We start from the raw sequence: 23,414 nt of genomic DNA on the forward strand, positions 1-23,414 counted from the left end.
GGCCGATGGACAGCGGTAACGGCGATCAGAGCGGCAGCTCGCCCGCGCCGCGTCCCAGCCACTTCTTCGACAGCGCCTCGAGCTCGCCCGCCTGCTTGGCCGCCGCGATGATCGCGTTGACCTTGGCCAGCAGCGCGTCCTCGCCCTTGGCCACACCGACGAAGCACGGGCTGTCCTTGAGCAGCAGCTTGTATTCGATGTTCAGGCCGGGCTGACGCTGCATCAGGTTGCCGGCGACGGCGGCGCTGGTGGCGAGCACCTGCGTCTGTCCGGCGGCGAACGCGGCGATGGTGGCGTTGTTGTCCTCGAAGCGCTTGAACTCCAGCGACGACGGCGCGACCTTCGCGAGCTCCTGGTCCTCCATCGCGCCGCGCGTCACGGCGACGGTCTTGCCGGCGAGGTCCGCGAAGCTCTTGATCGGCAGCGCCTTGGGTGCGAAGACGGCCTGATAGAACGGCGCGTAGGCCGAGCTGAACGCGATCACCTTCTCGCGTTCCGGGTTCTTGCCGAGCGTGGAGATGACGAGGTCCGCCTTCTTCGTCTGCAGGTAGGGGATGCGGTTGGCGCTGGTGACCGGCACCAGCTCGACCTTCACGCCGAGCTTGGCCGCGATGAGCTCGGCCATCGCGACGTCCAGGCCTTGGGGCTTCATGTCGGGACCGACGAAGCCGTAGGGCGGGTAGTCGGTCGGAATCGCGATCTTGATGGTCTTGGTCTTCGTGATCGTGTCCAGCGCGGTCTGCGCCTGGGCACCCAGCGCGAGCAGGCCCAGGCCGGCGGCCAGCAGCAGACGGCGCGGCAGCGCGCGGACGGAGGAACGGACGGCGTGGCTCATAACAAGGCTCCTAGGTAGGCGGGGGCGGGATCCGGGGTGTCCGACAGGGCCGCGGCGCGAGCGGTGCGCGCGCGCGTCGATTTCGGCGCGGTGGAAACGGAGGCCGCGGCGGTCGGCAGCGGGGTGAGCGCCTGCCGCAATTGATGCAGCGGGTCGTCGGTCGGGGTCTGGAGCTGCAGCCCGGCCTGCACGCTGGCGAGGTGCTCGGCCATCAGCGCCTCGGCGCGGGCGGCATCGCCGGCCTCGAGCGCGGCCACGATGGCGACGTGCTCCTGGCAGGACTGTGCTGCGTCGTGCGAGGACTGGTAGAGCATCGCGATCAAGGTGGTGCGGGCGGTGTAGTCGCGCAGCGTGTCGGCGAGCAGGCTGTTGCCGAGGCATTCAGCGAGGCAGACGTGGAAGTCGCCGAGCAGGAAGCTGCGCGCGCCGACGTCATCGCCGCGCAGCGCGGCCTTCTCCTGCGCGAGGTGTTTCCTGAGGCGCGTGAGCGCGGGTTTATCGAGCGGTCGACGGCCGCGGATGAGGCCGAGCTCGATGACGCGGCGGGCCTCGAAGGCCTCGCGGGCCTCGTCGCGGGAGGGCGCGATCAGGTACCAGCCGCGGCGCGCGCTGACGGTGACGATGCCGCGAGCGGCCAATCGGGTGAGGGCCTCGCGGACGATGGTCCTGCTGCAATCGAAGAGCAGCGCGAGCTGCTGCTCTCCCAGACGCGTGCCGGGTGCCAGCTTCTGCGCGAGCACGGCGTCGATGATGCGCTGGCTGATGTCGGTGGCGGTGGTGCCCATGCATGGGGCTTTGCAGCTTCCGTGCCAGCGCCCGTGTCGCCGGTGATCACAGGCTCATCTGTCTTGTATGCAAGTCTTGGCGACGATCGTGCACCGTCCTTGCGCACAAGCTTGGTGTGGCGGGCACTGGGGCGGTGCCCGCCGATCAGCGCATGTGGCTCAGCCGATGCTCTGCCGCATCCAGCATCATGTGGATGTATCGCGGCTGGACCGAGGTATGCCCCCCGTACTGCGAGCTTTCGTGTTCATAGGGCTCGAAGAGGTGGCTCAAGATGAAGCCCGTGACGCGCGCGTCCTCCCTGATGCGCCCTTTCAGGCGGAGGTGCTTGGCGCATTGCCAGATCATCGAGTGCTCCTGGTGGCCGGAGCAGGAATCGAATGGCGGAATCGCCACGATCACCAGTTGCGAGACCCCGTAGTCGCTGTCATACGGATTGGACCGCCTCAAGGCACGGAAGTCGACACAGACCTGCGACCACGTCGAAGATTCAGTCAGCCGCTGCGGAGGGGGCGAGAAGCAACTGGAGCCCTCGACAGTGATCCGCTCATCAGACTTGAATGGGCGGGCGTCGAAGTCCGGCCCGAAGAGCCAGAGGTTGCACCCGATGGCATCCAGGATTGCTGGCCGCTCGTGATCTTGTTCGTCAAGGAAGCGCTCCCTCAGATCCCTGACGAGTGCAAGCCGTCGACCAATGAAGTCGGTCGGAAATGAAGTCTCACTCGCTGACATTGCTGATTCCTTCGTTGAGAAGACATGCAGTGTCAGAAAGAAGTTCGGCGCCATAAATGGCGCCGATCAGTGTGGGAGGCTGGTTTTCCTACCGAGCTCAGTCGTCCACTCGCATGGAGTAATCAACCGCCTTGGCGTCCTTGGTCAGGCGGCCGACCGAGATGCGGTCGACGCCCGTCGCGGCGATCCAGCGCAGCTGGTCGATCGCCACCCCGCCCGACACCTCCAGCAGCGCTCGCCCTCCGGCAATCGCCACCGCCTCGCGCATCATCGGCTCGCTGAAGTTGTCCAGCAGCACGCTCACCGCGCCCGCCGCCAGCGCCTCGCGCAGTTGCTCGATCGTCTCCACCTCGACCTGGATCGTGACACCCGCATTCAAGGCCTGCGCCTGCTGCAAGGCCTGCGTCACACCACCGGCCGCGGCGATGTGGTTCTCCTTGATCAGGATCCCGTCGTACAGCGCCAGGCGCTGATTCGCGCCGCCGCCCACGCGCACCGCGTACTTCTGCGCCAGCCGCAATCCGGGCAGCGTCTTGCGCGTGTCCAGCACCGCGCAGCCGCGCGGGTTGGGGCTCGCGCCCTCGATCGCGCGCGCATGGGCCCGCGTCGTCGTCGCCGTGCCCGACAGCAGCTGCAGGAAGTTCAGCGCCGGACGCTCCGCCGACAGCAGCGAGCGCCCGTCCGCCTCGATCCGGCACACGATCGTGTCGGCGGCCATGTCGGCGCCCTCGTCGTACAGCCACTCGATCCGCGACGACCCGTCCAGCGCCAGGAACACGCCCTCGAACCAGTCCCGGCCGCACAGCACCGCCGCTTCGCGCACGCGCACATGCGCCTTCACGCGCCGGTCCGCCGGCACCAGCCGCGCGGTCCAGTCGCTGATGCCGATGTCCTCGAACAGCGCATCGCGGATGTTGCGCGCGCGGGCCTCGTCCAGGGTCTCGTTGTGGTCGAACATCGTCGCGGTCTTGCAGTTACTCGGCGTCGCCGATCGTGATCGACAACTCGCCGAAGCCCTCGATGACCCCGGTGATCACATCGCCCGGCTTGACCGGACCCACGCCCTCGGGCGTGCCCGTGTAGATCAGGTCGCCCGGCTCCAGGTGATAGAACTGCGACAGGTTGGCCACCAGCTCCGGAATGCTCCAGATCATGTCCGACAGGTCGCCGCGCTGCTTCTCGACACCGTTCACGGCCAGCGTGATCGCGCCCTGGCTCAGATCGCCCTGCTCCGAACGCGGCACCAACGGCGTGATGACGGCCGAATGCTCGAAGCCCTTGCCCAGGTCCCAAGGACGGCCGATGGCCTTGGCCTCGTTCTGCAGGTCGCGACGGGTCATGTCCAACCCGGCGCCGTAGCCCCAGACCGCGTCAGCAGCCTGCTCGGGCGTGGCCTTGAAGACCGGCTTGCCGATCGCCACGACCAGCTCCATCTCGTAATGCAGGTTCTTCGTGCCCGGCGCGTAGGGGATCGTGCCGCCCGAGGGCGCCAGCGCGCTGGCCGGCTTGGTGAAGTAGAACGGCGGCTCGCGGTCCGGATCGCTGCCCATCTCGCGGGCGTGGGCGGCGTAGTTGCGGCCCACGCAGAAGATGCGGCTGACGGCATACAGCGCGTCGGTGCCGCGCACGGCCACCGCGGCCTGGGGCGCTGGGGGGAAGAGGTAGGTGCTCATGACGGTGCGGACGTAACGATCGAAACGATCGTGAAAGGGAAGAAGCGATCGCGGAGCATAACCTTGGCAAATCGGCGCCGCATTGCTAGGGTTGCGCCCATGTTTGAAGCCCGCCCCGCCGGCCAGCGCCTGGCCGTCCTGACGTGTGCCCTGATCCTGGCCGCCTGTGCCAGCCGTGGTCCCACCCCCAGCCGCCCCTCGCCGGGCGGTCCCAAAGTGTCCTCCTGGCCCGACCGCGACGGCCCCGAGGCCGTCGTCCCGTCCGACCTGCAGAAGGTGCCCGACGCCGCCCCGAAGCTGGAATCCATCCGCAAGGGCGGTCCCAACAAGCCCTACGAGGTGCTGGGCGAGCGCTACGAGCCCATCGCCGACGACAAGCCGCTGGTGCAGAAGGGGCTGGCGTCCTGGTACGGCCGCAAGTTCCACGGCAAGCCGACCTCCAGCGGCGAGATCTACAACATGTACGCGATGACCGCGGCGCACGCGACCATCCCGATCCCGAGCTACGCCCGCGTGCGCAACCCGAAGAACGGCCGCGAGATCATCGTGCGCATCAACGACCGGGGTCCGTTCCACAAGGGCCGCATCATCGACCTGAGCTACACCGCCGCGCTCAAGCTGGACGTGCTCAACGGCGTGGCGCCGGTCGAGATCGAACGCATCACCTACGAGGACATCCGCACCGGTGCCTGGACGCGCGACCGCGACACGCTCTCGCCCGATCCCAAGGTCGCCCCCGACACCCCCGTCTTCGCGGCCGCCACGCCCAGCGGCGCCCCCGACCTGACGACCACCGCGCAGCTCCGTCCGCCGGTCACCCCGGTCGCGGCGCAGGTGCCGCTGCCCGCGCCGGTGAGCGTACCCGCGACGACCGCGACGACAGCGGCGGCGCGCATGACGCCCATCCCCATCACCGCCCTGCCCCCGGGGAGCGACCTGCCGCCACCCGGCCAGTCCAAGGCCGACGCGATGGCCACGGCCACGGCGGGCGCCATCGCCGCGGCGGACCCGCAGGCCCCGGTGCCCACCATCAAGCTCGCCGCCGCGCAGGGCTTCTGGCTGCAGTTCGGCGCGTTCTCGCGGCTGGAAGGCGCCGAGCAGCTGCGCGAGCAGTTCACACGCGGCATGGAGGAGCTCGCGCCCATGCTCACCATCTTCAAGGACAAGAACCTGCACCGGCTGCAGGCCGGTCCCTTCGCCTCGCGCGAGGACGCCCGCGCCGCGGCCGACCGCGTCCGCACAGCCATGTCGCTCACGCCGGTGCTGGTCGAGCGCCGCTGAGGCGCACCGCCGCCGCGCGCGTCGGACCAAGACCCGACCGGTCAATCTGACCGACCTCGACCCGCACGCCGATTGCCCCTGCCGGCCGGGGCGTCGGCCGGCGTCCTTTCCCCGATGAAAGGAAGCCGGGGCCGGTGACGGGGCGCGATTGTGTGCCCGTCATCGCCCTGCGATGATGACCCGCATGCCGCCGCTGGACGCCGCCACGCTGCTGATGGTGATCGCCGTGATCGATGTCGTCGCGTGCGTCGTCTGGCTCGCGCTGGGCGAGGGTCTGCGCATCGCGCCGCGCGCGGCCCGGCGCCTGTCGGCCTACCACGGCCTGTGCGCGCTGGCCTGGTGGCCCGCCCTGCCCGAATCGATGGAGCGCCTGGTCGCGCTGCCGCTGGACGTGATCTCCGCGGGACTGCTCACCGCCGGCGTGCGCGGCCTGACCCGCGTGCGCTACGAGGCCTGGGACATCGTCGCCATCGTCGCCTTCGGGCTCGTCGCGACGGCCTTCACCGCCGGCGACCCGGACCTGTCCACGGCGCGCGCCGTCTCCAACATCGCGGGAGGCGCGCTCGCGCTGATGGCGGCGTGGGACGTCGCCGTCGGCGCGGGTTTCCGCGGGCGGCTCACGACCGTGCTCGTGCTGCCCTACGGCGTGCTCGCCGCGGGCTGCTTCTGGCGCACCGCCGGGCTGCTGGGCTGGGTGCCACCGGGCTTCAACCTCGCGGGCCTGGGCGCGAACGCGCCGCTGGCCATGCTGCGGCTGATCGTGGACCTGGCGATCGCGACCGGACTGGTCGCGCTGGTGATGCAGCGGCTGATCGCCCGCGTGCGCCACCTCACCCGGCGCGACGCGCTCACCGGCCTGCTCAACCGCCGCGCGCTGGAGGAGCACCTCGCCCGGCTCCAGGCCAAGACCGAGCGCGGCCGGCCCAATGCCGTGCTGGTGCTGGACGTCGACCATTTCAAGCGCATCAACGACGAGCTCGGCCATGCGGGCGGCGATGCCGCGCTCCAGCACCTCTCGCGGGTCCTGGGCGAGACCCTGCGCGACACCGACTGCTTCGGGCGCCTGGGCGGCGAGGAATTCGCCGTGCTGTTGCCCGACACCGACCTCGATGGCGCGATGCTCGTGGCCGAGCGCCTGCGCGATCTGCTTCAGAAGCAACCGCTGGCCTGGGGCGACAAGCTCTGGCCGATCAGCGCGAGCTTCGGCGTGGCCACGATGCGCGCCGGCGACAGCAAGGGGCAGGACGCGCTGACCCGCGCCGACGCGGCCATGTACGCGGCCAAGGCGCGCGGCCGCAATCGCGTGCTGCGCGCCGCGGGCGAGGCGGAGTTCGCATGAACCTGCCGCCCACCGATCCCGTCACGCTGATCGCCTCCCTCGTGGTGTTGTTCAGCATCGCCGCGGTGGTCTGGCTCATGATCGCCGGCGGGCTGCGCGAGTCGCCGTGGGCGTGCGCGAGCCTGGCCGGCGCGAACGCGGCGCTGGGCGCCTCGTTCCTCGTGCATGAGGCGCTCGGGCTGGTGTCCTCGACGCACGCCTGGTGGTCAGACCTGTTGTCGCTGCTCGCGTTCGGCCTGGTGCGGCTGGCGGTGCCGCTGATCGGCGAGCGGCCCGCGCCGTGGCGCTCCGTGTTCGTGGCGGTCGTCGTCGTCGGGGTGGTGATCTCGACGCTGACCGGCGGGCCGGAGTCGCTGCCGCACAAGCTGCTGCTGTACGGCGGCATGGGCGCGTTGGCGCTGCTGTCGGCGCTCGACGCGTGGCGGCTGATGCGCGCGCGCGGGCTGAATGCGCGAGCGGCGCTGGTGCTGGCCTCGCCGCTGGTCATCGTGGGGCTGCTGCTGCTGGCGCGGCCGGCGGAGGCGCTGCTCGCGCCCGGACGCACCGACGACATCGACGCGGCCAACGCGTTCAACATCGCGTGGTTGTGGGCCTCGCTGGTGCTGGCGCTGCTGATCAACGGGTGGATCGCCTTCCTGCTGCTGATGAAGCTGGTGCTGGAGATCCGCCGGCTGACCGAGCGCGACCCGCTGACCGACGCGCTCAACCGGCGCGCGCTGTCCGAGGCGGTGGACCTGGAGCATTCACGGCAGATGCGCGGCCTGGGGTATGCGCTGGTGCTGCTGGACATGGACCGCTTCAAGCAGCTCAACGACACGCTCGGTCACGCGGCCGGCGACGCGGCGCTGAAGGCGCTGGTGGCCGTGGTGCGCCCGTGCCTGCGCGAGGTGGATCAGCTCGCGCGGCTGGGCGGGGAGGAGTTCTGCGTGCTGCTGCCCCACACCGGCATCGCCGGCGCGGCGCTGGTGGCCGAGCGCATGCGGGCGCTGCTCGCGGCGCATCCGTTCGCGTGGGAAGGCCAGGCCTGGGGCCTGACCGCGAGCTTCGGCATCGCCGAGTCGGCCTCGGTGGACGACTCGGCGGCCGAGGTGCTCAAACGCGCCGATCAGGCGCTGTACCGCGCCAAGGCGCAGGGACGCAACGTGGTGCAGGCGGTGGAGCTGGAGCCGGCGACGCGCCCGTGAGGCCTAGCGCCACACCGGCGCGTTCAAGGGCAGCAGCATCACCGACGCGGCGCCGACGGCGACCGCGGCGGCGGGCAGGCGCCGGGGCCACCAGGTCGCGAGGGCCACGACCGCGAAGCCGCCCGCTGTCAGCTGGAAGGTCCACATCGTCCAAGCGATGCCGTAGTCGACGCGCGGCAGCACCGTCCACCACGACGCCAGGAAGGCCAGCCCGGCCACCACGCGCAGGCGCCGCACGCGCCGCGCGCTGGGCGCATGCGCCAGCGCGTCCTCATGGTGGCGCTCCATTGCCAGGCACAAGGCCGCGAAGGCGGTGAACGAGCACAGCATCGGATGCAGCAGCTCCATCACGCGCCCTCCGTCCGCGCCACGCCCACGGGGCTCGGCGGTTTCTTCCTCAACGACAGCGGCGCCGCGCCCGGCTTGCAGCGCCACGCCAGCACGGCCTGCAGCGTGGCCACGACGACGAACCCGCCGTTGACCGCCTGCACCGTCGCGCCTGCCTGCCAGAACGGCCAGCCGCCGACGATGTCCATCACCGGCAGCGCCGCCCACGCGAGCGCGCCCGCGGTGAACAGATGCCGCCAGCGCGCACCGAGCGCCGCGGCCAGGAAGCCCAGCGCCAGCACACCGTAGAACACCTTGATCTCCGCGTCGGGCCGCTCCGCCATCTCCAGCGGCAGCCAGCGCGTCGCGTGGCAGAAGGCCGCCATCGCGATCGGCAGGCCGGCGATCGCGCCGATGTTCATCGCATCGACGAGCTTGTGTCCGACACCGATCGCGACCTTCTTGCGCTCCGCGTCCGCGCGTCGTTTCACGCTCCAGAGCACCAGCCCCGTGGCGATCATCGCGGTGCCCAGCAGGCCCAGGCCCACCATCACGAAGCGCAGCGGCAGATCAGCGAAACGCGCGACATGCAACCCGTAGAGCACGCCATAGGTCTTGGCCGCGGGCCGGTCGTTGTCGGCCTGGCGAATCAGCGCGAGCGTCGAGGCGTCGTAGAACAGCCGCGGGCCGCGGTACTGCAGGCGGTCGCCGTCGTTGGGCAGCACCTCGATCACGGTGCGCGCGCCCTCGCGCTGCAGGCCGATGCCTTCGATGCGGCCATCGGGCATGCGCTGGCGGACGTCGCGCAGCAGCGTGGCCCAACCGGCCTCGCCAATCGTCGGCAAGGGCGTCTGCGCCTCGCCGTCGCGCATGCGCGCCCGGGGCACGCCGTCGCCGCTGAGCTCGCCGAAGTACGCCGCGGCCTGCGCGCCGTACGCCGCCGCGATGCCCGCGGGCAGGTACTGGCTGTGCATCGTCATCAAGCCGCTGAAGGTGATGACCAGGTAGAAGGGCAACGCGAGCACGCCGCACACGTTGTGCGCGTCCAGCCACGAGCGCTGCGCCGCCTTGGCCTTGGGCCGGAAGGTGAAGAAGTCCTTGAAGATCCGCCGATGCGTGACGACCCCGGTCAGCAGCGCCACCAGCATCAGCAGCGTCGCCAGGCCCACGGCCCAGCGGCCCTCCAGGATCCACTTGCTCTGCTGCGCCGAGCGCAGTTCGAAGTGGAAGCGATAGAAGTACTCCCCGGCGCCGAAGGTCGTGCGGGTGCTGACCGCCTCACCAGTCGCGGGATCAAACCAGCGCTGCACGAAACGCGCGCGCTCGCCGGGCTTGGCCGGCGCCTCGCGATAGAACACCGAGGCCTGCGGGCGGCGCTCGTCCTGCGCGGTGATGCGCCAGCTCGTCGCCTTCGGCGCGATCGTCTGCATCGTGTGCTCGGCGCGCGCCAGCTGCGACGCGCTCAGCGGGCCGGCCGGCGGCAGCGCGTGCAGCTCGGGCCGGCTCCACAGGTTGAGCTCCTGCTTGAAGAACGCGAAGGTCCCCGCCAGGAAGATCGCGAACAGCAACCAGCCCAGCACCAGACCGGTCCAGGTGTGCAACCAGGCCATCGCCTGGCGGAAGCCCTCGCGTGCGCCGTCGGGTCTCATCGGTGTTCCTTTCCGGAAAACGTGTCGTGCGCGCCGCTCAGCCCAGCCAGCGCGGCACGAGCACGGTGGCGCCGAGCGCCAGCGCGGGTCCGAGCACCCCGGCCCAGGCACGCCAGGCGTTGCGCGTGGCGAAGGCGGTCATGAACGCGATCGCATAGGCGACGAAGCCCAGCATCACGCCGGCCACGGCGGCCTCGGAGCGGCTGTCGGAGAGCAGCGGCTGCAGGTGCGCGCCGACCGCGGCGGCAAGCGCCGAGGCCAGCAGATAGCCGCCCCCCAGCGCCGCGAGCGCGCGCGAGGCCACGGCCCAGCGATAACGCCAGGTGAGCGCGGCCATGCTCAGAAGCGGCCGCGCACGCTCAGCATCACGCTGCGCGGGTCGGCGTAGTTGGGGTAGTCCAGGTTGGCCCAGTAGGTCTTGTCCAGCGCGTTGCGCACCGACAGGCCCAGGCTGAAGCGCTCGTTGAGCTGGTAGTTGGCGTTCAGGTTCAGCAGCACGTAGGCACCCTGCGTCACGGTGACCGTGCCCAGCGTCGGATGCGGGATGCCGAATCCCGAGACCGAGCTCTGCGCGTTCAGGCCCGCGCCGACGGTGAGCCGCTCCCAGCCGCCGCGCAGCCGGTAGCTGGTGTTGATCTGCAGCGTGTGGCGCGGCAGGTTCGCGTAGATCAGGTCCAGCGCGTTGCGCGTGATGCGCGTGTTGGCGTAACCCGCGTTGATCGTCCAGCCGGGGGCGAGCTGCCCGCCGATGTCGACTTCAAAGCCCTTGGTCTTCGTGCCGTTCACACCGATGTAGGCGGAGCTGCCGTCGGGCAGCGTGCCCTCGCCCACCGACGAGTCGCGCACCGCGAAGTTGTCCTGCTTGGCCTCGAAGATCGCGGCCGACACGGCGAGCCGCTTGTCCAGGAACTCTCCCTTGATGCCGACCTCGGTGTTGCTGCCGCGGATCGGCGCGAGCAGCTGGTCGTTCTTGTCCTTGTAGTTCTGCGGCTTGAAGAGATCGGTGTAGCTCGCGTAGAGCGACACCGCGTCCGTCACGTCATAGACCACGCCCACATATGGCGAGACCTCGTCCGTGACCTTGAAGTTGCCGCTGCGGCCGGTGAAGGCGCCGGTCGTGTTGTACGCGTCGGTGCCGGTCTTCCATTGGCTCAGCCGCGCGCCGGTCACCAGCGCGAGCGGCTCCAGCAGCTTCCAGCGGCCCATCGCGAAGATCCCGCTCTGCTCGGTCTCGGCCACGCGCTTGGCGCCGGTGGCGGTGTAGGTCGGCGCGGGCGCGGAGCCATCCCAGGTGCGGATGTCGGGGATCGCGTAGCTCCAGTTGGCGACACCGGTCAGCGTCGGCGTGACGGTCGTGGTCTTCACGCCGTTGGCGCCGATCACGAGATCGTGCTTGCGGCCGAAGAGCTCGACCGTGCCCGAGGCGTAGAGATCGAGGCTGTCGCGGCGGTCCCAGCTCTTGCCCACCGCGGCCAGCAGGCGCAGGCCCGCGCCGGTCGTCGGACTCGCGTAGCCGCTGGCGTAGGTGGTCAGGCGGAAGGTGTTGCCCTCGCTGTGATTGGCGATGGCCTTGAGCGTCCAGTCGTCGCCGAGCTTCTGCTCGAGCTGCGCGTAGAACGTGCCGTTCTGGCGCGACCAGCGCGCCCACGCGGGCGAGAAGCTCGTCTCACGCGGCAGTCCGGCCAGCGAGCCGTCTGACGCGAAGCGCGGGATCGTGCCCCAGATCGCGCCCTTGGGCACGTTGTTCTGGTCCTGATAACCCAGCGTCAGCGTGGTGCTCGAGGTGAGGTCGGCCTCGACGGTGGCCATGAACGCGGTCTTGGTCTCGCTGTGGCGATCGCGGAAGCCGTCGCGTTCCTGGGCCGACGCGATGAAGCGCGCGCGCACGCGGCCGTCGCGCGTCAGCGGCGTGTTGACGTCGGTCTCCACGCGGTGGAAGGCGTCGCTGCCCATCACCAGGCCGCCGTAGGCGGAGAAGGTCTTCTCGGGGCGCTTGCGCACCATGTTCACCGTCGCCGACGGGATGCCCGCGCCGGTCGTCAGGCCGTTGGCGCCGCGCACGACGTCGATGCGCGAGTAGAAGACGGTGTCGTACTCCTGCTGCGTGCTGCTGCTGTAGGTCGGCACGCCGTCGATCTGGAAGTCGGTGATCTGGAAACCGCGCGCGAAGTACAGCGGGCGCTGCGTGTCGTAGAAGGACACGTTGACGCCGGTGATGGTCTGCATCACGTCATTGATGCTGATCAGCGTCTCGCTCTCGATCCGGCTCGCGTCGAGGCTGCTCATCGACTGCGGCGTCTCGCGCGCGGTCAGCGGCAGGCGCGTGCTCGCGCCCTCGAGCTTCTTGCGCGCGGCGCTGATGGTGACGCGGTCCAGCTCGGACACGGCGCGCGCATCGGACGGGGAATCGGATTGCGCGACGGCGACGGTGGACAACAGAAACGCGACAGCGGCCGCGACGGGGGAACGGACTGAACGGAACATGTGAAAGAGCAGCAACGCGCGGGCCGCCCGTGGGGACGGGCCCGCGTACCGGCGAGCGCAAGCGCACCGGCCCCGGTGGGGAGATGGATGGGAGGCTCGCGGGTCCGGGGGCTCCGGCATCGCGCGACGCGCGCAACAGGCGTTGCGGGGCGCGGAGGAGCGTGGGATCAGGCTGGCACGTGGGCGGCGGTCACGCGCGGATCTTCTGGATCGCGACGCGGCGCTGCCGGCGGAACGCTCATCGGCGGTGATTTACCCGCCAGATGAGAACTGTTCTCATTGTAGAAACAGACGGTGTGGGGTTTCAGGCAAAACCTGCCACCCCGTGCGGTCTTCGATGCGACCACGTCGCCGCGCTTCGGCGTTCAGGCCAGCGCGACGCGGTTGCGGCCCAGGTGTTTGGCGCGCTCGACGGCCGCGTTGGCCCGCGCGACCAGCAGGTCCGTCGCGTACGGCGGGGCGCTGGCCAGGCCCATGCTGAGCGTCACGTCCAGGCCCGGCGCCAGCTCGCTCCATGGATGCACGGAGACGCTGGCGCGGATGCGTTCGCAGACCTCGAAGCCGCGATCGGCGACGGTGTCGGGGAACACGACGAGGAACTCCTCGCCGCTCCAGCGCAGCAGCAGGTCCGAGCCGCGCGTGTTCTCGCGCAGCAGCTGGGCGAGCTCCTGCAGCACGCGATCCCCGATCTCATGGCCGTGGCGCTCGTTGATGTTGCGCAGACCGTCGGCGTCGATCAGCGCGACGGTCAGCGGTCGGCCTTCCTGCTCCGCCGCGCGGAGCATCGGCGGCAGCCGAGCTTCCATGCAGCGGCGATTGCCCAGGCCGGTCAGCGGGTCCTTGAACTCGGCCGCGTCGCGCGCGGCGGCCCCGGCGGGATCCGCGGCGAATTCGGCTTCCATGCGCGAGACGAAGTACTGCGACTGGGCCGTCAGCTGCGACACCGCGCGGCGGCGCTCCAGCGTGCGGGCCTGCTCCAGGTGGAACAGCGCCGGGCCGAGCAGGGCCAGCGCCTTGGCCGCGCGGTAGCTCGCGTGGTGCAGGCGCAGACGCAGGAACAGCGGCACCTCGTGCGGATGCGGCGCGTCGGCATCGGGCGCGGACGCGGCGCCCAGCGCGGTGGCGCGCTCGGTCTCCTCGCGCAGGTCCTGCAGCTGCTGCCAGGCCGCGGTCGACTGACCTCGCGCCAGATGCAGCTCCGCGAGCATGCAGCGCAGCCGCCAGTCCAGCAGCCGGAAACCGGCGCGCTCGCTTTCGGCGCGCGCCTCGAGCAGCAGCGGCTCGGCCTCGTCCAGGCGGCCCATCAGCAGCAAGGTCTCGCCGAAGTTGGACGCGGTCAGCGCGATGCCGTAGCGGTCGCCCAGTTGCAGCGAGAACGGCCGGGCCTCGCGCGCGAGCTCCAGCGCGCGCTCCAGCGTGCGGTTGGCTTCTTGCGGGGCGGCGCCGTCGCGTTGCAGGTGATGCGCGCCCAGCGCGACCGTGCACAGGTTGGTGAGCGTCACCACGCGCTCGTAGGGCGTGGGGTTGGCGCGCAGCAGCCCGGCGGCCTCGCTCATCAGGCGTTCGGCCTGCCAGGGGTCGCCCATGCGCTCGAAACACGCGCCCAGTCCGTTGAGCGCGACCGCGTGCAGCCGCGGGTCGTTGAGCTCTCCGGCCAGCTTGAGGGCCTCGTGCGCGCAGGCCAGGCCCTGCTCGTAGGCGCCGAGCTCGCAGGCGGCGAGGCTCATCCAGCGCAACAGCTCGCAGGTGGCGGGGCTGGTGCCCAGCGAGCGCATCAGGCGCAGCGCGCGTTCGCCCGCGTCGAGCATGCCGGGCAGGTCGCCCATGCGCAGCCGGAAGAAGCTGCGCAGCTTGCCGGCCTCGGCCTGCTCGTTGATGAAGCCCTCGGCATCGGCGCGATCCCAGACGGCATCGGCCAGCGCGAGCCCGTCCTCGAGCCGCGCCTGCTGTTGCGCGAGGCGGGCGCGATCCAGCAGCTCGCTCAACGGCACGCCGTCGAGCGCTGCGGGGGAGATCGGGTCGGAAGGGGCATCACCACTCGGAAACATCCGGCAAGCGTAGCCGATCGGGCGACCCGATCGCGCGCGCGCGATCACTGGCTCGTCGGCATCACGAACTCGGCGCCCTTGGCGATGCTGGCCGGCCAGCGCTGCATGACGCTCTTCTGCTTCGTATAGAAGCGCACGCCCTCCTCGCCGTAGGCATGCGTGTCGCCGAAGAGGCTCTTCTTCCAGCCGCCGAAGCCGTGCCACGCCATCGGCACCGGGATTGGCACGTTGATGCCCACCATCCCGACCTGCACACGACGCGCGAATTCCCGCGCGATGTTCCCGTCGCTGGTGAAGCAGGCCACGCCATTGCCGAATTCATGGCCGTTGACCAGATCCAGCGCCTCGCCGAAGTCCCTGGCGCGGACGCAGGCCAGCACCGGGCCGAAGATCTCTTCCTTGTAGAGCCGCATCGACGGCCGCACGTGATCGAACAGCGTGCCGCCGGTGAAGAAGCCGCCGGGCAGCCCCTCGACCTGATGCCCACGGCCATCGACGACCAGCGTCGCGCCTTCCTCGACGCCCTGCGCGATGCAGCCCTCGATGCGGTCGCGCGCCTCGCGCGTGACGATCGGGCCCATCTCGGCATCCAGCGCCATGCCGTTCTTGATCTTCAGCGCGCGGGCGCGCTCGGCGAGCTTGGGCACGATCTTGTCGGCCACGTCGCCGACCAGCACCGCCACCGAGATCGCCATGCAGCGCTCGCCCGCGGAGCCATAGGCCGCGCCGATCAACGCATCGACGGCCTGGTCGATGTCGGCGTCGGGCATGACGACCATGTGGTTCTTCGCGCCGCCCAGCGCCTGCACGCGCTTGCCGTGGCGGGCGCCGGTCTCGTAGATGTACTGCGCGATCGGCGTCGATCCGACGAAGCTCAGCGCGCGGACATCGGGGTGATGCAGCAAGGCATCCACGACCTGCTTGTCGCCCTGCACGACCTGGAAGATGCCGTCCGGCAGACCCGCCTGCTTGAACAGCTCGGCGATGAGCAGGCTGGGCGACGGATCGCGCTCGCTGGGCTTGAGGATGAAGGCGTTGCCCGTGGCCACGGCAATCGGCGCCATCCACATCGGGACCATGAAGGGGAAGTTGAACGGCGTGATGCCGGCTACCACGCCCAGCGGCTGGCGGGTGGTCCAGTTGTCGATGCCGGTGGAGACCTGCTCGGTGTAGTCGCCCTTGAGCAGCTGCGGCACGCCGCACGCGAACTCGACGATGTCGATGCCGCGGGTGACCTCGCCCTGCGCGTCGGTGAAGACCTTGCCGTGCTCGGCGGTGATCATCGCGGCGAGCCGGTCGCGGTTCTGGTTGAGCAGGTCGAGGAACTTGAACATCACGCGGGCGCGGCGCAGCGGCGGCGCATCCGCCCAGGCGGGGAACGCGGCCTGGGCGGCGGCCACGGCGGTCTGGACGTCCTCGGCGTTGCCCAGCTGCAGCTGGCGCGCGACCTGACCCGAGGCCGGGTTGTAGACCGCCTGGCTGCGCCCCGAGCTGGCCGGGCGACGTTCACCGGCGATGAAATGCGTGATGTCGGCGGTGTCGGTGAACGCGGCAGTCGCGTTGATGGGGGTGCTGGCCATGGCGGGTCTTTCTCGGGATGCGAGCCAGTCTAGGCATCCCCCATTGGACTGCCTAGCCCAGATGGGCGATCACATTGTTCGATAGACTGAACAATCATGGCCTCGCGAACCCCCGCCCCTTCACCTCACCTCCCCGATACGGCTGCCGCCGTTGGGGGGCTTGCCCCGCGCGCGGAAGCACGCGATGAGCTGCTCTGGTCGCAGCTGCAGGCGCTGATCGCCGTGGCGCGGCTGGGCAGCTTCACGACAGCGGCGCAGCGGCTGGGCTTGTCGAAAGCGGCGATCAGCCAGCGCGTGTCCGACCTGGAGCGTCATCTCGACCAGCAACTGGTGCAGCGCACGACGCGCTCGGTGCGGCTCAGCGACGCGGGGTCCCGGCTGGTCGAGCAGGCTGAACCCGGCCTGGCGCTGCTGAACCGCAGCCTGAGCGAGGCCCGCGAGGCGGCGGGCGCGCCGCGCGGCGTGCTGCGGGTGACGGCGCCGGTGGCACTGGGGCGTCAGCATGTCGCGCCGGCTCTGCCGGCCTTCTTCGAGCGGTATCCGGAACTGCGCATCGAGCTGGACCTGTCGGATCGGCTGGTGCCGCTGGCGCAGGAGGGCTTCGACCTGGCGATCCGGCACACGAGCGCGCCGCCCGAGACGCATGTGGCGTTCAAGCTCTGCGCCTCGCGCGCGCTGTTGACGGCAAGCCCGGCGTATCTCGCGCGCGCCGGAAAGCCGCAGCATCCGGCGGAACTGGCGGAGCATCGTTGCCTGCCCTACCTGCGGCCGGGCCCGGCGCAATGGTTCTTTGAACGCGTCGCGGACGCCCGTGATCGCCGTGAGCGCGGCCCCGAGCGCATCCGCGTGCCGGTGCAAGGGCACTTCCGGGCGAGCAACAGCGAGGTGCTGCGGGATGCGGCGTTGTCGGGCCTGGGCATCGCGCTGCTGCCGGACTTCAGCGCGCGGGACGCGCTGCGCGACGGGCGGCTGGTCGAGGTGCTGCCCGACTGGCGCGCGGTCGGTTTCTTCGGCGACGCGATCTACGCCATCCATCCCTGGAGCGGACACACCCCGCAGGGGGTGAGGCTGCTGGTGGAGCACCTCAAGGGGGTGATGGGCGGGGGATACTGATCCGATGCCTCGCGCCACCCGTTTCATGCCTGCCACGCGCTTCACGCGCGTCCGTCGTTTCACTCGTGCCGGCCTGCTGGCCGTGATGACCGTTTCCGCGGTCACCGCCTGGGGCCAGGCCTTGCCGGAGGACTGGGAAACCGCTTGTCCGGGCGCGGCCGCTTTCGAGGCCAGTCACCCGGAACGGCACTACCGCGCGATGCAGGCACGCGATGCGGGGCGGGCGTTGACGCGGCCCGAGCTGGTCACCGAGTTGCAGCGCCGCTTCGACGCGGACCAGAAGGCTCGGCGCGACTACCTGAACGGCCGGAATGCCCGGGATCTCGCGGTCGTTCAGCGCGTGGACGACGACAACTTCGGCTGGATGACGGACGAGGTTCGTCAGCACGGCTTCCCGACGGTGGCGTCGGTGGGCGAGTACGGCCTGCATCTGCTGTGGCTGCTGGTGCATCACGCCGACAGCCATCCGCGCGTGCAACGCGCGTTCCTGAGCGAGTTCGAAACCCGCTTCCAGGCGGGCGAGTTCTCACCGGAAGACCTGTCGCAGTTCACCGACCGCGTCCATGTGCGCGAGGGCAAGCCGCAGCTTTTCGGCACGCAGAACGACTGGGCCCGCGCCGACCTGAGCGGCCAGCGCATCGGCAACCTCGAGGAGATCGAGCGCAACCGGGCGACGCTGGGGTTGATGTCGCTCGCCGACTACGGCTGCAAGATGCACGCGGCGCGCAAGCGCCGGGATTGAACGGGTCAGCCCATCCGGCGCAGGTGGTGGTGCTCCACCGAGCCGCTCATGGCGTCGGCGCCTGCACCCGTCGGAGGGACACGATCACATCGCCCACATGGGTGATCGTCACCGGTTGCCCCTCCTTCAGGGTGACGAGTTTCCCCAGCGGGACGAGCGTCCCGCAGTCAGTGTCCAGGCCCATGGTGGCGGTGGTGAAGGTCTCGCCGCCCACGGAGAAGGTGAGCTTCGCCCTGCCGGGTTTGTAGAAGCGGTCCTCGATGACGACCGGGCCGGACACCGTCTTCAGCTCGGGCGAGGCGGCGAGATCGCGGCAGGCGTAGGTGTTGCGCGTGCCGTTGACCAGTGCGCCGAACGCGACGCCGAAGAAGAGCACGCCGAAGACCAGCTGCAGCGCCATCGCGAGCGTGCCGTTGAGCTGTCGGAGCAGCACCCTCTTGCGAGCGGTCGCCCACAGGACATAGGCGCCACCCAGCAGGTGCGGCAGCAGGAACAGCACGCCGGCCCAGGCGATCGGTGCTTCGGCGATCGCGTACAGCAAGCCGTCGTTCGCGCCGAGCGTCCCCACGCCGCCGAACGACACGGACTCAGCGGAACCAGGCATCGGCTTGAGTGATCGCGTCGGTGTCGGATTCGACGGCGGCGGGCGGTCCGCCCTTGCCCCACAGCGGGGCTTGCCACTGCATGGCCATGAACTCGGCGCACAGCCGGACCGTATCGATCATCGGCTGCGCCTTGGCGCGGTCGCCGCTGGTCGTGACCAGCCACAGGCGCCGGCCGGCCATGCGTGCCTTGAAGTCCAGGCCCGGCACGCGCATCCACGCGCTGTAGTGATCGAGGTAGAGCTTCAGATGGGCCGGCACCGTGTACCAGTAGACGGGCGCGACGAACACGAGGTCGGTGGCGGCCAGCGTCGCGTCGAGCAGCGTGCGCTCATGGCCCTCGGGCATCGGATAGGTGCCGCGGCCATGGCGATGGTCCTCGAACGGCGACATCGGCAGATCGGCCATGCGCAGCCACTGCTGCTCGACGCCGGTCGGCAGCGCCCGCGCGGCGCGCTTCGCCAGCCATTCGGTGTTGCCGATCACGCCCGGCAGGCGGGCGCTGGCGTTGAGGAATAGAAAGCGGCGCTCACCAGTGATGGCATTGAGCGGATCGAATGTGGCTTCTTCGGTCATCCCGGCATCGTAGAAGCAACGGCCGCTCTTGGCCCTGGCGGGGTCGATTGAAGCGTCAGAACGACATTCGGAAAGTCGAGCTGTGCTTCCTCGCGACGCGTTCGAAGCTCGCTGGCCAGGGGAGAACGCCAGAGCCAGATGGCGAGCACCACGCCGGCGAGCATCACCAGCAACGCGGCCAGCGGCGAAGGCCACGCGAGCATGGCGATCGCCAGACCCGCCGCCGTCAGGAGGGCGAAGCTGGGAGCGCGGCTGATCCAGCGCTCCGCCGCTGTGCGCTCCACCTTCATCGCCGCTCGCACCACCGCCTCGGGAAAGTCGGTGCGAAAAGCGCGGTAGTCGTAGCGACCCGCAGGGATCGTCGCATCGGATCGGACGTTCGGGTTCGACTCGAACGCCGCATGCGCCGACTCGAGTCCACCAAAGGCCACGTGACCGCGCACCGCCACGAACACACCGGCCTTGGCGTCACTGGTGGCGCAATAGCGCTGGATGTTGGCCGGGATCGTCTCGTCGACGTAGAGGTGCAGCAGGTAGCTCCCGTCAGACCCCGTGGGCAAGCTGATGAGCCGCTGCGCAGCCTCCAGTGCCTCGATCACCTCACGATCGACCGTTGTTGGCATCGGGAGATCGTCGGTGTCGAAGAAGGCCATCTCGGCCACATCGGTTCCGGCAGGCAAGACGTGCAGTGACATGGCCGGCGATCCTAAGGGTGCAGGCTCACCGCCAATCCAACCCCGCAAAAAAGGACGCCCGACCAGCGAGGCTGACCGGGCGTTGCAAGTCCTAGAAAGGACGTCGTTGGGATCGGTGCGCTCCTTCGGGGCCTGTCGGCCTCGCCGTCGGAGGGCGTGAGGTGGACTCTAGGGCGAACCCTGACCACGCGGCATCCCCTCAAGGTGGGAGAGGCCCGGAAAATGGTCAGCAGGTGTAAGCGCGACTCCGCATTACGGGAAAACACGACGGACGTCACGCTCCGCCCCATGACTTCCGTTCGCTACCGAACAGAGGACACGCGCCTCACCTCGTCGCCAGCCGACCCGGATAATCGCGCCCCATGACCGCGTCCAAGCCTCCTCAGAAGTCCGGGCCCCGCTCGCCCGCCGCCAAGTCCTCGGGCTCGCCCGCCCGGACGCCCGGCGCGCCCGCGCGCGGTCCGCGTCCTGCCGGCGGCGGCGCGCCTCAGCGTCCGCCCGTGCACGTGGCGCCGTCCGCGCCCCCCGAAGGCTGGAGCGACGACGACCTCGAGGAACTGCAATCGCTGCTCGACGAAGTCCCCGCGCCGCTGGAACCGCTGGATGTCTCGATGCTCGACGGCTTCCTCGCCGCGGTGATCCTGCAACCCAAGCCGGTGCCGATGTCGGACTGGTGGCGCTGGGTGCTCGACTCCGAGGAAGGCCGGCCCGCGCCCGCGCGCTATGACGCCCGCCCGTTGCTGCAGCTGGTCCAGCGCCGCGAGCACGAGCTGCGCCTCGCGATCAACGACCGCCAGTGGTTCGACCCCTGGGTCTTCGAGCTCGACGAGGAGGCCTCGCCGTCCGAGACCGTGCTGCCGTGGGTGGCCGGCTTCGCGCTCGCCGCCGACCTCTTCCCCGCGCTGATGAACCTGGACGAGACTGAGCTCACCGAGCCGCTCGCCCAGCTCTACATGCACCTGGACCCCGAGGACCTCGAGGACGCGGACGCGTTGCTCGAGGAGATCGAGAGCCTGGAACCGCCCGAGGAGCTCGACGAGGCCGTCGAATGTCTGGTGCGCGCCACGCTGCTGCTGGCCGATGTGTCGCGGCCGCGGCCCGCCGCCCGCCCGCCTCAGCGCGGGGGCCCGGGCGGCCACGGCGGACCGCGCCGCGGCGGTCCGCCGCAGCGTCGGCCGCGTTAGTTACCGGCGCCGGTCGTCGCGGGAATCGCCGCGCCGGGACCGGTCTGGCGCTTCATCCACTCGCTCATTTCCCACAGCGTGTGACCGATGGACTCGCGCGCCGAGTAGCCGTGCGACTCGAACGGCAGCGTGACGTAGCGCACCGAGCCGCCCGTGCCCGCCAGCGCCTGGTACAGCCGCGCGCTCTGGAGCGGGAAGGTGCCGGAGTTGTTGTCCGCCTCGCCGTGGATCAGCAGCAGCGGTTCCTTGAGCTTGTCGGCGTAGTTGAACGGCGACAGCTTCTGATACACGTCCTGCGCCTCCCAGTAGGTGCGGCGCTCGCTCTGGAAACCGAACGGGGTCAGGCTGCGGTTGTAGGCACCGCTGCGCGCGATGCCCGCCTTGAACAGGTGGGTGTGCGCGAGCAGATTGGCCGTCATGAACGCGCCGTAGCTGTGGCCGCCGACCACCATGTGCTCGCGATCGCTGACGCCCAGCTCCACGGCCTTGTCGATGATCGCCTGCGCGTTGGACGTGATCTGCGCGATGAAGCTGTCGTTCACCGTCTTGGGATCGCCCACCACCGGCATCGTCGCGTCCATCAGCACCACATAGCCGTCCAGCAGCAGCATCAACGGGCTCGAGGAGCCGAAGGTGTTGAAGCGGTTGCTGGAACCGCTGACCTGACCCGCCGTCGACGCGTCCGTGTACTCCAGCGGGTAGGCCCAGACGAAGGTCGGGCGGCGCTCGCCGGCCTTGTAGCCGGGCGGCTTGTACAGCCAGAACGACAGCTCCACGCCGTCCGCGCGCTTGAAGCGCACGAACTCGCGCTGGATGTCGCGCAGCTGCGGCGAGGGATCCTTCACGTCCGTCAGCGCCTGCATGGTGCCCAGTGCCGCGCCGCTGCGCTGCATCACGTTGCCGGGTTCGTTGAGGCTCTCGCGCACGGTCAGCACGCGCGTGCCCTCGCCATCGAGCACCGCCAGCGGGCGCTCGTAATGCGCCTTGTCGTCGATGACGCCGTTGGCGCCGGACTGGAACACCCGCGACTTCTTGTTGTCCGCCAGCACCAGGCGATCGATGAAGGGCTTGTCGCCCTCGGGGCTCGCGCCCGCGCCGAAGTACCAGATCGCGCCGCCATCCACGCGCACCACCGAGCGGCCCGTGGGCTGCATGCGCGGCAGCGCCTGGCCCGGATCGCGATAGCGGTCACGCAGCGAGCGCTCGATCAGGCGCTGTGCGGGCGTCGTGCCGTCCAGCGTGACCAGCTCGGTAGAGGTCCGCATCTTGGCGAGCTCGAAGTCCTGCACCAGCGCCTGCTTGCCGCCCTCGAGGAATTCCATCCGCGCCAGGCGCTGCGTCACGCGATGCACCTCGCGGGCCTCGCCGGTGTAGGGCGCGTCCAGGCGCATCACGCGGTCGCGATGCGTGGCCGGGGCGCGCGTGTCGCCGCCATCCAGCGCCTCGACCCAATACACCGCGGCGTCCGCGCCCGGCGACGCGAAGAAGTGGCGCGGGCCGGTGATCACGCCTTCGACGGGCACGCCTTCCTTGAGCTTGACGCGGCCCACGCTCACGGCCTTGCCGTCCAGGCTCCGCACCTCGGCCTGCGCCGCGAAATCGTCCCAGCCGACCTGGTAGCTGAACGGGGGCAGCAGCCGCATCGTCAGCACCTGACCCGACGTGCCCAGCGCTTCCAGGTGGCTGAACAGCCCCGGCTCGCCGACCGGGCGGACCGCGCCGGTCGTCAGGTCGATGCGCGCGAGCTGCGAGGTCGCGTGATGCGCGAAGACCGCTGCTTCCTGCGCGTTGGTCAGCAGGTCCTGCTGCGTGCGCTCCGGCGAGTTGCGGCCGATGGATTCCTGGATAGCCGGACCCGACGGCGCGCTGAAGGTCGGCGCCGCGCCGCGTTTGGCCGGCACCGTCAGCGTGAGCAGCTCATGGTCGTTGAGCCACACGACGTCGTTCTCGAGCATCGTGTGCAGCTTGAGCTTGGGCACCGCCTTGAGCTTGCCCGTCGCGACATCGCCGACCCACAGCTCCACCGCGGTGTCGGTGCGGCGGTTCAGCAGGAAGCGCTTCCCGTCGGGCGAGAAGCGCAGGTGATGGAAGGCGCCACCCGGCGGCAGCGCGACCGGACGCGCGGTGCCCTCGACGCCGCCGGTCAGCGGGCGCAGCGAGAGCGACTCGATCGCGACGATCAGCTGCGGGCTGTCGGTAGCGGGGTCGAAGCGGATGCCGGCTTGGCGCAGCACCGGGCGCGCGAGCTCTGCGATCTCCCGATGCTTGCGGTTCACCACGATGGCCAGCGTGCGCTGGTCCGGTGAGACCTGGTAGACCGGCAGCCCCGGGGCATCGAGCACCGCGCGCATCGCGGGCGAGGGCTGCTGGTAGATCTGCGCCAGCGTCGCCGGCGCGGACAGCGCCGTCGTGGACGCGCCGTCCTGCGTGGACTGGGCCGCCGGGTCCGCGCTCGCGGCGGAACCGCCGAACGCGGCGGACAGGGACAGGGCCAGCGGAATCAAGGACGAGGCGCGCGGCTTGGGCATGGATCGACACCGTTCAGAAAGCAAAGGCGGCAATCTAGCAGCGCCCTCTGTCGATGTCG

Annotated in this window: 21 protein-coding genes; 6 read left to right on the plus strand and 15 right to left on the minus strand. The window is 70.2% G+C overall.

All coding sequences use genetic code 11. The annotated features are described in order from the left end of the window. Positions 1-25 precede the first annotated feature (25 nt). The 5 genes from ACNI65_RS22910 to ACNI65_RS22930 form a co-directional block, all read right to left on the minus strand. The gene (locus ACNI65_RS22910) at positions 26-835 is read right to left on the minus strand and encodes a transporter substrate-binding domain-containing protein (protein ID WP_416759651.1); all 810 of its coding nucleotides are present in this window, start codon (positions 833-835) and stop codon (positions 26-28) included. Beyond that, entirely contained in the window at positions 832-1,620 is a 789-nt protein-coding gene (locus ACNI65_RS22915; protein WP_416759652.1) for a GntR family transcriptional regulator, read from the minus strand. Before ACNI65_RS22915 ends, ACNI65_RS22910 begins: the two co-directional genes overlap by 4 nt. A gap of 145 nt (positions 1,621-1,765) precedes the next feature. Continuing rightward, the gene (locus ACNI65_RS22920) at positions 1,766-2,404 is read right to left on the minus strand and encodes a hypothetical protein (RefSeq protein ID WP_416759653.1); all 639 of its coding nucleotides are present in this window, start codon (positions 2,402-2,404) and stop codon (positions 1,766-1,768) included. Between the two features lie 43 nt (positions 2,405-2,447). Beyond that, a complete protein-coding gene (nadC, locus tag ACNI65_RS22925) occupies positions 2,448-3,308 on the minus strand; it encodes a carboxylating nicotinate-nucleotide diphosphorylase (protein ID WP_416759655.1) in 861 nt (286 codons plus the stop codon). A 16-nt stretch (positions 3,309-3,324) separates the two neighbouring features. Continuing rightward, positions 3,325-4,023 (minus strand): fumarylacetoacetate hydrolase family protein, encoded by a 699-nt coding sequence (locus ACNI65_RS22930; RefSeq protein ID WP_416759657.1) that lies wholly within the window; start codon positions 4,021-4,023, stop codon positions 3,325-3,327. 99 nt (positions 4,024-4,122) lie between these two features. Here ACNI65_RS22930 and ACNI65_RS22935 point away from each other — a divergent pair, with 99 nt between their 5' ends. From ACNI65_RS22935 to ACNI65_RS22945, 3 genes are all read left to right on the plus strand, one after another. Further along, the gene (locus ACNI65_RS22935; RefSeq protein ID WP_416759659.1) at positions 4,123-5,304 is read left to right on the plus strand and encodes a septal ring lytic transglycosylase RlpA family protein; all 1,182 of its coding nucleotides are present in this window, start codon (positions 4,123-4,125) and stop codon (positions 5,302-5,304) included. Between the two features lie 184 nt (positions 5,305-5,488). Next, positions 5,489-6,643, plus strand: coding sequence for a diguanylate cyclase (locus tag ACNI65_RS22940; protein ID WP_416759661.1), 1,155 nt, complete (start codon positions 5,489-5,491; stop codon positions 6,641-6,643). After that, positions 6,640-7,827, plus strand: a complete 1,188-nt coding sequence (locus ACNI65_RS22945; RefSeq protein ID WP_416759663.1) for a GGDEF domain-containing protein — start codon at positions 6,640-6,642, stop codon at positions 7,825-7,827. Before ACNI65_RS22940 ends, ACNI65_RS22945 begins: the two co-directional genes overlap by 4 nt. A gap of 3 nt (positions 7,828-7,830) precedes the next feature. Here the strand turns inward: ACNI65_RS22945 and ACNI65_RS22950 are convergent, their stop codons facing one another. The 6 genes from ACNI65_RS22950 to ACNI65_RS22975 form a co-directional block, all read right to left on the minus strand. Further along, on the minus strand, positions 7,831-8,175 hold the full coding sequence (locus ACNI65_RS22950; RefSeq protein ID WP_416759665.1) for a DUF3325 domain-containing protein: 345 nt from the start codon (positions 8,173-8,175) through the stop codon (positions 7,831-7,833). Continuing rightward, the gene (locus ACNI65_RS22955; protein WP_416759666.1) at positions 8,175-9,803 is read right to left on the minus strand and encodes a PepSY-associated TM helix domain-containing protein; all 1,629 of its coding nucleotides are present in this window, start codon (positions 9,801-9,803) and stop codon (positions 8,175-8,177) included. The genes ACNI65_RS22950 and ACNI65_RS22955 overlap by 1 nt, the downstream gene beginning before the upstream one ends. Positions 9,804-9,840: 37 nt before the next feature. Further along, positions 9,841-10,140, minus strand: coding sequence for a DUF3649 domain-containing protein (locus tag ACNI65_RS22960; RefSeq protein WP_416759668.1), 300 nt, complete (start codon positions 10,138-10,140; stop codon positions 9,841-9,843). A 2-nt stretch (positions 10,141-10,142) separates the two neighbouring features. Further along, positions 10,143-12,239, minus strand: a complete 2,097-nt coding sequence (locus tag ACNI65_RS22965; protein ID WP_416759670.1) for a TonB-dependent siderophore receptor — start codon at positions 12,237-12,239, stop codon at positions 10,143-10,145. Between the two features lie 413 nt (positions 12,240-12,652). Beyond that, positions 12,653-14,335: a diguanylate cyclase domain-containing protein gene (locus tag ACNI65_RS22970; protein WP_416759672.1), complete on the minus strand. Its 1,683-nt coding sequence runs from the start codon at positions 14,333-14,335 to the stop codon at positions 12,653-12,655. Between the two features lie 44 nt (positions 14,336-14,379). Further along, positions 14,380-15,915: a CoA-acylating methylmalonate-semialdehyde dehydrogenase gene (locus ACNI65_RS22975; RefSeq protein WP_416759673.1), complete on the minus strand. Its 1,536-nt coding sequence runs from the start codon at positions 15,913-15,915 to the stop codon at positions 14,380-14,382. A 96-nt stretch (positions 15,916-16,011) separates the two neighbouring features. Between ACNI65_RS22975 and ACNI65_RS22980 the strand changes: the two genes are divergently transcribed. Continuing rightward, complete coding sequence (locus ACNI65_RS22980) at positions 16,012-17,028, plus strand: LysR family transcriptional regulator (RefSeq protein WP_416759675.1); 1,017 nt, start codon at positions 16,012-16,014, stop codon at positions 17,026-17,028. Positions 17,029-17,032: 4 nt separating this feature from the next. Then, positions 17,033-17,770: a DUF6624 domain-containing protein gene (locus ACNI65_RS22985; RefSeq protein WP_416759677.1), complete on the plus strand. Its 738-nt coding sequence runs from the start codon at positions 17,033-17,035 to the stop codon at positions 17,768-17,770. A 46-nt stretch (positions 17,771-17,816) separates the two neighbouring features. On the opposite strand, the gene ACNI65_RS22990 is transcribed toward ACNI65_RS22985, so the two are convergent. Genes ACNI65_RS22990 through ACNI65_RS23000 form a run of 3 tightly spaced genes read right to left on the minus strand, consistent with a single transcriptional unit; the run spans position 17,817 to position 19,643 of the window. After that, positions 17,817-18,374, minus strand: a complete 558-nt coding sequence (locus ACNI65_RS22990; protein WP_416759678.1) for a hypothetical protein — start codon at positions 18,372-18,374, stop codon at positions 17,817-17,819. Next, complete coding sequence (locus ACNI65_RS22995) at positions 18,358-18,948, minus strand: flavodoxin family protein (RefSeq protein ID WP_416759679.1); 591 nt, start codon at positions 18,946-18,948, stop codon at positions 18,358-18,360. Before ACNI65_RS22995 ends, ACNI65_RS22990 begins: the two co-directional genes overlap by 17 nt. Further along, positions 18,945-19,643, minus strand: coding sequence for a hypothetical protein (locus ACNI65_RS23000; protein WP_416759681.1), 699 nt, complete (start codon positions 19,641-19,643; stop codon positions 18,945-18,947). Before ACNI65_RS23000 ends, ACNI65_RS22995 begins: the two co-directional genes overlap by 4 nt. Positions 19,644-20,005: 362 nt before the next feature. Here ACNI65_RS23000 and ACNI65_RS23005 point away from each other — a divergent pair, with 362 nt between their 5' ends. Then, positions 20,006-20,827: a UPF0149 family protein gene (locus ACNI65_RS23005; protein ID WP_416759683.1), complete on the plus strand. Its 822-nt coding sequence runs from the start codon at positions 20,006-20,008 to the stop codon at positions 20,825-20,827. Here the strand turns inward: ACNI65_RS23005 and ACNI65_RS23010 are convergent. Next, on the minus strand, positions 20,824-23,355 hold the full coding sequence (locus ACNI65_RS23010; RefSeq protein WP_416759685.1) for a prolyl oligopeptidase family serine peptidase: 2,532 nt from the start codon (positions 23,353-23,355) through the stop codon (positions 20,824-20,826). The genes ACNI65_RS23005 and ACNI65_RS23010 overlap by 4 nt on opposite strands. Positions 23,356-23,414: the final 59 nt, after the last annotated feature.

Origin of the sequence: Roseateles sp. So40a (assembly GCF_048081605.1) — a bacterium.
GTDB lineage: Bacteria > Pseudomonadota > Gammaproteobacteria > Burkholderiales > Burkholderiaceae_C > Roseateles.